This window comes from Pseudoalteromonas sp. PS5 (assembly GCF_004103255.1).
GTDB lineage: Bacteria > Pseudomonadota > Gammaproteobacteria > Enterobacterales > Alteromonadaceae > Pseudoalteromonas > Pseudoalteromonas peptidolytica.
The window spans coordinates 1-10809 of record NZ_RCSQ01000075.1 but is presented as its reverse complement, the minus strand read 5'-3'; the positions used below and the strand labels follow the sequence as shown (position 1 = coordinate 10809).

The following is a 10809-nucleotide window of genomic DNA, read 5'->3' as shown; positions in this document are numbered from 1 at the left end:
TGGTTTCAGGGGCGACTAATTAGCGTAGCTTCTAATTTATGTTACACAATAAGTTAGCCTATCCATTATCGACCCCAAAAAAGGGTCAAGCATAGATTTGCACACCTAACCAAACTTTTGTGCATATGAGCAAAGGATGACAAAAACTCTATAAATCTTTCGTTCGATCTTGAAAACATATTAGTTTTGTTAAAAGCCTCAAAACAAAGGCATAGAGCTGCCTTGTAATAAAAAAGCCCAACCAAATGGCTGGGCTATTACTTATTACTGCACTATTAGTTTAGCGCCACCCTACCTTCACCTAAATCTAGGTAGCGTAGGGTCGCAAAAGATGAATACTCTCCAGTCTGTTGCACCGCACTTACCGTATAACTGGCGTAATGTGCTTCGTTTTGAGCTTGAGGTAACTGTGCCACTGCTGTTGCACTCGCGAGACAACTGGCAGTCGCAATTGCATAGTTTGGCAGTGTTTTTTTGCGACGACGTAATAATAATGCCGACACCATCACCACCAGTATGCCACCTAAACTGCCAGATGACCGCGTTTCAGGCTTAGTGTCTGGCGTGCCGGGCTTTTCTGGCTCAACCACGGTCGCAAGACTAACGGTAACTTTAACCACTCCCTCACTCACCGCACCTTTTGCATCTTTAACCTGATACACTACGCTGTCCTCACCACTAAACCCGGGTTTAGGTTCATAACGTAGCGTGCCCTCTGTAGTAATACTCACCTGACCATGCTCTGCTGCTGCGCTTACTAAACTCAACGCATCGCCATCTGGGTCACTGTCATTGACAAGTACATCTATCACAACACTGGTTTTATCGTTGGTATTTGCGGTATCTGCTTGAGTTACTGGAGCACGATTTACAACCAACTCAACCGTCACCTCAGCACTTGACGTCCCACCTTGACCATCTGCTATACCATACGTGATTTGGGCTATACCAATGTAATCAAGCGGTGGTGTATAACGTAATTGGTTATCAACTACCTCTATCACTCCAAAATCTGCACTTGCTCCAGTGATGGTTAATGTATCACCATCAGCATCTGTATCATTGCTCAGCACATCAATGAACACTGGCTGCGCAACGGCACTGGTTATTGCATCGGCTTGAGCTTGTGGTTGGGTGTTAGTGGTTTTTATTACTGCAATCCCGCCGGGATCGATAACGCTACGGTTAGCAATCCCGTCATCATCATTTACACCACCATCTACAATTTGTAGTTGCACACACCAATCACCCGCATTCAAGCCGTCACGCCACTGCGTACTGCCCGGCGGAGGACAGTAACCCGGCTCACCCACTGCCGACAATATCTTGTTATCGTCTGTCGTCACAAAGTTTGTCCACTCACCATCTCTGAACTTACGATAAATCGCATTGACAGGGATAGGCTTTCGCTGCGGAATTACAATACCGTAAACATCGCCAGCTTTCGGTAAACCTGTGGCAATAAAGTCAAACACGCCACCTATGTTGGTCGCTTCACTATCCGTTGGCAGTTCACTTTCTAATAGCTGCGCACCGCCTGTGCTATTTTGTGAAACCGTAGCGCCTTTACGTAAGCACACGCCCGGCTCACCCTCAACCAAGTATTGACTTACATCCTTAACTTGGCCTGGGATCACGTTACACTCGTTGTTGGCATCTAAATAATCTGGAATACCATCATTGTCTGCATCGGTATAACCTTCTTGGTTATCAGGGATAAGGTCGCCATCGCTGTCTTGATTACTGAGCGCAGGCAAACTAACCACCACTTCAAGGTACATATCTTGTATTGACGATAAGCTTGGCGTGCCGTTGTCACTAGCGGTAACGCTCAGTTTATAAGTGCCCACCTCTAACCCAGCTGGGTCAAACTCAAAACGACTGGACTCTGTACTGGTATTTTCTACCCCCTCAGCTCTCCAACTTAACGTCACGCTATCTTGTGGGTTAGCATCCGTAGCTTCTGCCACCACCGAAACCACGCCACCATCTTGGCCAATCAATGTGCGTACTTGGCCGCTTTGTATTGCGTTTACTGCTAATGCTGGTGCTACGTTATCTTCCACTATGGTAACGGTTGAAGTTTGTTTTGCACCACGGTTGAGCGTATCGTCAAGCGTGATGACAATGCTCTCAGAGCCTTCCACTTCGCCATCACCAAACACATTAAAGGTAATACTACCTTCAACCCCTGATTCAATTACCACTTCACCTGCAACTAAATCATGGTCATTACCATCAGCTGTACCGCTCACTGAATAAGGCACCGTCACAGGATAAGTTGGCGCGGTGCCATTTAAGAAGACTTTTACCGTATGGCGCTGCTCTTCTGCTATCTGGCTGTCTTTGCTTAGTGAAATTAACGGATGCACAGTCACCGTTTGTTGTTTCACCGCAGACTCACCATCACTATCTGTAGCTGTCCAAAATACTTGATGAATACCCGGTGCAAATACTGTGGTTCCATCTACCAAAGATACTGCCAGTGGATTACCACTGGCATCTGTTGCCGTTGCATTACCCAAGTCCACTTTAGTGAACAGTCCTGTTGCATTGACTGTTTTATCTTCTGGTACGCTTATCTCCGGTGCGCCACTTTGTGCAGCACCCATGGTTACTTTTGCTGTCGCTTGCGCACGCATACCTTGGCTATCTGTTAGCATATAACTGATAACCGCAGCGTCTTGTACATTTGCTTGAGGCTGGTATATCAACTGGTTGTTCTCGATACTTACACTACCGAGCGTGGTATTCGCTGCCACAAGTGTGAGCGTATCATTTGTATCAACATCGCTGTCGTTCGCTAGTACATCTAACACATAGCGACCAGCTGCATCTGTAAAGGTATACTCGTCATTTTGTGCCACTGGTGCATCGTTCACTGGCTTCACAGTGATGCTCACTTGCGCCTCAGCCGAGTTCAGCTCACCATCATTCACCACATAGCTAAAACTATCGGCACCAAAAAAGTCTGCATTTGGCGTGTAACTAAATACATTGTCTTGCAAGTTGAGCGTGCCATTTGTCGGTTGCTGAGTAACGGAGAAGCTCAGCTTATCACCGTCTAGGTCTGATCCAACCCCAGTAATACTGACTGATGCGTCTTCCTCTACTAAAGTACTTATCGCCTTAGCAACAGGCGCATCATTCACCGCATTGACTGTAATATTTACTCTGGCTTCTGCGGAGCTAAGCTCACCATCACTCACTCGGTAACCGAAGCTATCGACACCATTAAAATCTTTATTTGGTGTGTAACGGAATAAATCACCTTGAACACTGACTGTACCATTGGCAGGCTGTGTGGTCACAGATAAGCTGAGGCTGTCACCATCAGGGTCTGAGGCCGATACGCCAAAGCTTACTGTCGCATCTTCATCGACGGAAGTACTGACTGTGCTGGCAGTAGGGGCTGTATTCACAGGAGTCACTGGAGCCACAGCATTCACTGCAATTGAGAACGCAGATAAAGCGCTAACGCTATTACCGTCAGAGACACTGATCACAATGTTCTCGTAACGACCCACATCGCTCCCACGAGGCGTACCTGATAACATTCCGGTTGTCTTATCAAATTTAGCCCACTTTGGTGCGTTAAGTATGCTAAAGGTCAGAGTATCGCCGTCTACATCTGTTCCCGCTGGTGTGAATTGATATGCGCTATCTTGATCAATTTGCGTTACTGGTGTACCGCTGATCTCTGGTGCATCATCCACTGCGCGCACTGTAACCTTAACTTCAGCAGGCTCCGAAGGTAACTGACCGTCAGATGCCACAAACAAGAAGCTATCTTCACCGTTAAAGTTAGCGTTTGGTGTATACAACCAAGTATCACCGCTTTGTGCTTCCAATGACCCCGAACTCGCGTCTTGTGAAATTTGGTATGTTAACCCGTCGCCGTTAATGTCGATCGCAGTAAGCGTGACCAGCACAGAACTATCTTCATTAGCAAAGACCGTTTGTGCCGTAGCAAGTGGCGCTTCATTAGCAAGGGTTATGCTAATTGGAAGCATAATTTCTTTTGCCAACTGCATGTTACTTTGAGTATTTTGCAAGCTTAGATTGATAGCATCAGAGGCGTTTTTGCTAGCATCATGCTGATATATTAGCTGTCCGCTATTAACCGCAGCTTGTGAGAATGGGCTACCAGCTGTAAGTTTTTCGCTATCTTCTAGGGTGCCATCAAGGTTTAGGTCTAAAAATAATGTACCAAACTGTGGTGCTGCATTGATTGTATAGATGAGTTGCTCAGCATTTGTACTGGCTTCAACTGCATTTAAGTTAGTGGTTAAAATCGTACTGCTGTTACCTTGGTCTACTAGCAATGAACTAGTTAGGCAGATCTGTGAAGCGTTTTGTGCGTCGGTATAATCAAGCTCAGCTGTCGCAAGTTCAGTAAAATCACCTAAATGTTTGACACTTAATGTCACCGAAGCCTTACTGGAGAAGTCACAGGTCGATTGTAGTCGCAGATTTTCTATCAAGCGGTTAATATTTGCTAAGCTACCTGTTGCTGTCCAATTCGCAGTATCGCTTTGAGTAATATGTAGCCCTGAACTATCAAAGCCACCTGCAACACTTAGTACACCCGCGTTTGGAGTATTGTTGCGAATTGTTATCGTCACTTGCTCAGAGTCCATGTCTTCAACACGCAACGCCCTAAATAGCTGTTGCGCATTCCAAGGCTCAGTGACCACCCGGGACATACTGTCTTTATTCAGCTTACTAATTTTTCTAAAATCATGCGTATCCGTACCACTTAGATAGACTTGCAAATGACCTTGCTCATCAACCGATAACACAGGGTCGACTTTAACTTCAAACGGCACCTGATAACTCGCCGCTTCTTGCCACTGCCCTTCAACAATGCTCTTGACCAGAATTGTACTTGACCCTGCGCTAATATCGGTAACTTCAACGGTGTAGGGTAATGTGCTGCCAACCGCAACAGACCTTAGTGTTTCTGCTAACCGAACATTACTTGACGTACCGCCATCAAGATATGACCCTGATTTATTTGCATAGTAATTAAACCAATTACCGTTATATTCCGGATTACTAGACTTGGAGGTAATGAACAGATTATATTGCTCCGGCTCACTTGCGCCTGAGAGTGCAAATTCATAGTATTCCACAGCGGTACCGCTGCTGAAGAAGCCACCATATTGATAACTTGGCTCTTCTCCATCTGCCAGAATACCATATGAGTACCCCCCAGTTAGCATACCAGAATTAACATCTGCCTCCCCTAAATGAGATGATACAAAGTGAAGTTTGTCACCATTTCTGATCATCTCAACTGATTTTGCAAAGTGCACCGCTTTAGCAAAATTGCCATCATATACCAATCGCTGCGACCAGCCACTGGCAATACTGTATTTTACTAACTGCATCAGGCCGTTTTGCTTGGATTGATAAAACAGATAAGGAACACCGTTAATATCTAATGCAAATCCAAAATCGCGACTAAGAGATGCCATAATCTGAAACCCTATCCCCTGATCAGCAAGGGCTGGCAATGGCTCAACTTGTTGTGTACTTGAGTTATACTTTAACACCTCAGTGGAGGTAGTATCTTGAGCGTTGTCTTCAACCAAATAGGCAAAATATGGCGTGTTATCTGGGGCAAATGCGATTTTTATTTTACCCTCAGTCGTATCTTTTGCCGTAACCGTACCTATTGCATTCCATACATCGTTCACTAACGCATACTGATGCACTGCACCTGCTTTATAAAAAGCTGCATACATCTTACCGTTTGCATCTGAGTTATAAACAATATCCGTGCTACCAATTGCATCAGCCAAAACAGGTAAGGTTGCTTGTATAAAACCCACTTTCGCTTCGGAAGCATCATCGGTAGGATTAATTAACATTTTGCCAGTTTTAGTTTCTTGACGAGAGTAATAGTCTCTAAATTCGCTGTCGGCTTTAACGCTGGTCGTGATAGTGAAGTTTGCTTCCGTTGCAGTTTCATCGCCATTGTGTAAAAAGTAATAATTTCCCGCTGTCAGTTGTTGATAAGACAGATTGGCAACTTGGGTTATTTTTTCATCTTCAGTTAGCTGCCCATCCGTATTAGCATCGTGATACGCTTGGAATAAAGATGTGTTCACTTTAACGTTAAATTGTATTGCGTTGAGTAAATCGGTCGTACCACTAAATTGAATATGCTCTGGCTTAAACTGAAATGCCTTTCCTTCATCCGCAAATATTGACCCAAATGAAAGTAAAGGTGCCAACTCACCAACATCTTGTACCGTAAACGTTATATTATGTGAACTAGACTCATCGGCATTTTTATTCTTTACCGTGAGGACAAACTCATAAACATTATCTTTGTTGCTATCAATAGGGTTTTCAAAATCAAGCTGTGGATTAACCTCAATGTAAAATCGAGTGCCATAAGGTAGAAAATTGAACAGTGCTCTATCTGCACCTCCGCTTACCACATATTCAAAGTTTTCGTTATCATTTGGGTTTGGCGTTGCAAACTCGTAAGGTCCAATATAAGGACTCCAGTGACCTTCTTCTACCGTAATATTATTAGATGATGTTAATACTGGCATCGTATCTGACATACTGCGCACTGTGACAGCATCAGCATTTGCGGATGCAAAAACCTCGTTGCTGGCATTGGCCTGAAAACCAGCTTGTAGTGCCACGCCACCTAGCAATATCGCTTGGATATGCTGAGTTAGCTTAGTTTTTTTCTTGATACTTTCACTTTTCAGAGACATCAAATTACCTATTGACAATAATAAAATAAATACAAGGCCGATAACACTGACCACATCAGCCTAAAAATATTAAAGTGTTGTAAAAATGAGATAAAATAAGTTGGTAAACTTTGGCTATCTGACAATCGAAGTTACTTACTGGCGCTGTAACAAAACCAAGCTTTTTTGATATTCGCCCACCAAAGTTCGCCCCACTGTCTCAGTACGGTGACGGCAAGCAGCTTGGCTAATAGCTGTAGAAAGCTAAACCTAACGTAAGATTGGTACTTATCTCAGTGTGAGTACTGTTTATGCACCAAGCGTGGACAAACCTTGAAGTCTTTGAAAAGGAAAAACACATTAAATTACCCGCGACTGGGCCCCCCCTCTGTCATTCTCGATATTTGCAAATTCTTTATCTGTCTATACACCACTCAGACGTTTAAAAAAACAACACAATTTTCGCTGATTATATACAAAAACGCAGTGAAAAAAAGCAATTTATATCAAAAAAAACAAGAGCGTTGTAGCTTTTCAGTACCAAAAATAACAACGGTGAAATCAACACCTTTCGGCTCAATATGCTACATCTAAGCCTGAATTTATACACATCAAGCGCTTTGTGTTGGCCTGGGCTTCATCAAAAAGCCCGACTAAATGAGACTGAACGTTTAATAACTTCGCTTCGGTAAGTGTATTATCATCTAATTTACTCATATCTGCTCAGAGCAAGCATCAGCACAATGCAGAGCAAAGCTCCAAATATATTATTCAGAGTACTTCAGGCGCAAATGCTACATTACCCACTTCTTTTTACTGTTCTTTTTCTTACACACTTTGCTAGTAAATGAAATTATTAAAAAACATATCAGAGCAAATTTTAAACAGAAAGTTTTTATATCCAAAACAACACAGCCATAATTAAAAATATAATTTTAATATTTTTGACCTAAATCATAAATTTTCCTTTAATAAAGTCGTTAAATAATAGCCGAACAGAGAGCAGATAGATTATCGTTCTCAGCGCTGTGAAGGAACCATATCAACAGCATCAATTATAAAACCAAATTAACTAGGTAAAACTGGTAGGAAGGTAATTTTTCATCTCCAGTTTAGAAATTTACTCAAAAAAGTAAAAGCAATATGTTAATTAGTTAAATGATTTATGAAGTTGGTATTTGCACGGTAAAAGATAAACATTTCATCAACAGCCTAAAGGGCTATTTATTCTATAGAAAAGGAAAATAATCATGAAAATTGGCGTATTATTCACACTTATTGCTACTGCTACAATTGCAAATGTCTCAGCTGAACCACTCCCTTCAGAGCCGGGCTATGCAAGTGTACAAGAAGTGTTGGAATATGGTCGAAAGTATCAAGCAGTCGATACCCAGCTGTTAGATGCTGGTTATCGCTTCCACGAGTGCCATACACAAGTTATTAATTATTTTGCACCGCCAACACAAGCAGAGTATAGATATGCGCAAGCTGAATGCTTGTATTCAATGCGCTCAGGTGGTGACTTTTCACTTCAGACTGATTATGCGACAGTTAAAATAGATATAAACTACAATCAAGAGATCATTGTGTATAAAGAAGCAGATGTATTGGTAAGCTACACAACGGTGTACTAACGAACGATTAGTTTATTTATATCAATTATAATTTAGAAACAGGGGGCTCCCCCTGTTTCTAAATTTCACCCAACCCGTTAATTTGAAATAATTTGAATTATAAAGACATAAAAACCAAATCTTCAAAAAATTAACGTTATAAAATTAAAAATGACAATTAAAATGCAAACACACCACCTTAAAAACAAATCAAGTTAAATAAAATTTAACCCTTCTAGATGGCTATCTCGAATTATTTCAGTTGATTTTTTTGACTGTGGGTATAATAAGTTGAAAACGCATGCTCACTAAATTTAACACCTGCCCTAAAATAGCTCGCTTGCTCAGTTATGAAGGGAGCAAACGTGTAACCTTGCTGTATAAGGTTACACGTAAAATGACCAATTTAGTTTACAGCGTCAATACCGAAAGTATCAGGACAATTCCCTTGACCATTACCAACTACGCCTGGCGCAGACAATAGGTCTTTCATTTTATCTGTGTCAGTAACGTCTTTGGGTAATGCAATTTGTAGCTCAGTTAAAATACCTTGTTTACATTGCAGTGCTACGCGGTAATAACTACCTTCACCAAACTCTTTATCAAACGCGGCTTGAAAGGCACTACGGTCAGTTTGCTTGCCAATGTTTTGATCAATATAGTCACTCACAAAGCCCGACTCATTCACCTGCTGCAATAAATTCATCGCCAACGTAAAGTAATTATCCTCACTTAATCCAGAGCAAGTACCATGTTTCCACCACTCGTGTCGTTGCAAACAAGTACCGCTGGCTTCACTGGGCATCACCTTGCCTAATCTCGCTCTAACATCGGCTGCCAAATCCAGCGCTGGATAATCACAGAATGTAGCGGGCTTGGTTTTCACTCGACCACAGCTACCGTAGTTTCTGCCACATGACTTTTTGTTAGGCCAATAACCGTGCAAAGTAAAATGAGACGCATCCCATCGATTTGGTGTCAATGACTTACACTCAGGTTTATTACGACCGGTAAACTCACAAAATGCTGGTTGCCAACTAATGGCCAATACATGTGAGTCAAAAATACCCGGGTAATGACACTGTGGATCGCCACCTTGACGCCCCCCTCCTCGGCTATCTACGACTAAATTACTTAAATCTCCACAACTGGCCGACACCCAGCGATCAGGTGAAGGGTTATATGTTGTCTTCACTCTTACCCAATTTACTTGCTGCGCATCTTGGGCATCGACTTCAATAATAGGGTACGTTTCTCCTGGACTTGATTCCAGTGAACCGGGGTTGGTTCCTTTACGCTTAGACTGGTACATATCACATGACTGGCTTGCGATAAAACTCCCTTTGGCAGGAGTAGCAGCGGCATAATGTGAGGTTAGCCCTAAGGCCAATGCGGTGGATATAATCATCATTTTCATTTAAGTAGCTCTCATTTATATTCAGTCTACGGCTTTGGGTTGATCGCCTAGCGCCTTAATTTAGGATTGTATTGCGCTTTAATCACCATTTAAGATGGTTATAAAGTCGTGAAAATATTTGTCATTTCCCTAGCTATAAGCGAGTTCTAGATTTATTTAGTGGCAAGGGTTCAAAATTGCTTACAGCCTCCATAATGTAGTTAATGCAAGCTAGCGCTGAAATTAGGAGCAGTCTCAAAACCAGTAAATTCACATTAAATAAACCTTTAATTATAAAAGATAGCAAAGCAACCTAGATAAAAGAATTACAACTCATTACAGTTATTCAGTTGCATTGTGACCATTTGTAGCTGTATGTGGTAAACTCAAGCTGCTAAATTTTTAAGCTGCAATCATGCGACGGACTCCAAGTCGCGACTCATAAATATAAGGAAATAAAATGAATGTTGAACATGTAATTCCAGAGGAGCACCAAGCACTATTGGAGGTTTGGGAAAACTCAGTTCGCGCGACACATGACTTCATCACAGAAGACGACATCGCATTTTTTAAGCCCATCATACTAGAGCAAGCTTTTCCAAACGTGACATTACACTGTGTGAAAGACAGACGTGGTGCTATTCAGGGGTTTATTGGTGTCCATGAAGGTAAAGTTGAAATGCTATTTGTTTTGGACAAAGCGAGAGGGCAAGGTATCGGCACAGTTTTGCTCATGTATGCCATTGAACAGCTGGGGGCGACTCAAGTGGACGTAAATGAACAAAACCCGTTGGCTGTTGGCTTTTATCAGCATTTGGGTTTTAACATTATATCGCGCTCACCAACCGATGATATGGGCAAACCGTTCCCAATTTTACACATGAAAAGAGAACTCGCAGCCAAGCTCTCCCCTATTTGCTAAGAACAGTGCTTGGAGTCATACGCTTTGAGCACTTCCCCACACCTACTGCTATAAAGCTTCCAGTAAGACTATTTGTGATAATACCTTGTCGTCACGCTTGTGATTTTGAGTCGACATGTAGGCAAGGCAAAAATTTTGCTATTTAGTCGATTCTGAATA

Annotated in this window: 5 protein-coding genes; 2 read left to right on the top strand and 3 right to left on the bottom strand. The window is 42.4% G+C overall.

All coding sequences use genetic code 11. The annotated features are described in order from the left end of the window. Positions 1–275: 275 nt before the first annotated feature. Complete coding sequence (locus D9603_RS10400) at positions 276–6740, bottom strand: Ig-like domain-containing protein (protein ID WP_128731255.1); 6465 nt, start codon at positions 6738–6740, stop codon at positions 276–278. A gap of 555 nt (positions 6741–7295) precedes the next feature. Continuing rightward, the gene (locus D9603_RS21640; protein ID WP_161972736.1) at positions 7296–7436 is read right to left on the bottom strand and encodes a hypothetical protein; all 141 of its coding nucleotides are present in this window, start codon (positions 7434–7436) and stop codon (positions 7296–7298) included. Positions 7437–7969: 533 nt separating this feature from the next. Here D9603_RS21640 and D9603_RS10395 point away from each other — a divergent pair. Beyond that, the gene (locus tag D9603_RS10395; RefSeq protein WP_128731254.1) at positions 7970–8353 is read left to right on the top strand and encodes a hypothetical protein; all 384 of its coding nucleotides are present in this window, start codon (positions 7970–7972) and stop codon (positions 8351–8353) included. A 385-nt stretch (positions 8354–8738) separates the two neighbouring features. On the opposite strand, the gene D9603_RS10390 is transcribed toward D9603_RS10395, so the two are convergent. Further along, positions 8739–9749 (bottom strand): ribonuclease T, encoded by a 1011-nt coding sequence (locus D9603_RS10390; RefSeq protein ID WP_128731253.1) that lies wholly within the window; start codon positions 9747–9749, stop codon positions 8739–8741. A 439-nt stretch (positions 9750–10188) separates the two neighbouring features. Here D9603_RS10390 and D9603_RS10385 point away from each other — a divergent pair, with 439 nt between their 5' ends. Continuing rightward, the gene (locus D9603_RS10385) at positions 10189–10650 is read left to right on the top strand and encodes a GNAT family N-acetyltransferase (protein ID WP_128731252.1); all 462 of its coding nucleotides are present in this window, start codon (positions 10189–10191) and stop codon (positions 10648–10650) included. Positions 10651–10809 lie beyond the last annotated feature (159 nt).